The organism is Bradyrhizobium pachyrhizi (assembly GCF_001189245.1).
GTDB classification, from domain to species: Bacteria; Pseudomonadota; Alphaproteobacteria; order Rhizobiales; family Xanthobacteraceae; genus Bradyrhizobium; species Bradyrhizobium pachyrhizi.
Genome location: NZ_LFIQ01000116.1, coordinates 202,933 through 203,139, shown reverse-complemented (window position 1 = coordinate 203,139; position 207 = coordinate 202,933). Strand labels below are relative to the sequence as shown.

Genomic DNA, 207 nt, shown 5'->3' with positions numbered 1-207 from the left:
AAGGGAATCCCTAGAGTCCACAACGCCTAGGCCGGGACGACACTGGGTTTGTTGCGCCGCTTGTGAATCACGCAGCCGCGTTCTCGCGGCATGAGCGTGCGCTCTCCCCAATCGTCGTCCTGGCGAAAGCCAGGACCCATAACCACCGCACTTGATAATGAACGAGATCGCGGCCACAGCATCGCGCAACGATTGACATTTGGGGTA

General features: G+C 58.9%; 1 protein-coding gene. It reads right to left on the bottom strand.

Annotation, left to right across the window (positions count from 1 at the left end):
* Positions 1–26: 26 nt before the first annotated feature.
* Positions 27–207 (bottom strand): hypothetical protein (locus tag AKL29_RS44030; protein WP_210168336.1); only part of this gene is annotated, 181 nt, incomplete at its 5' end.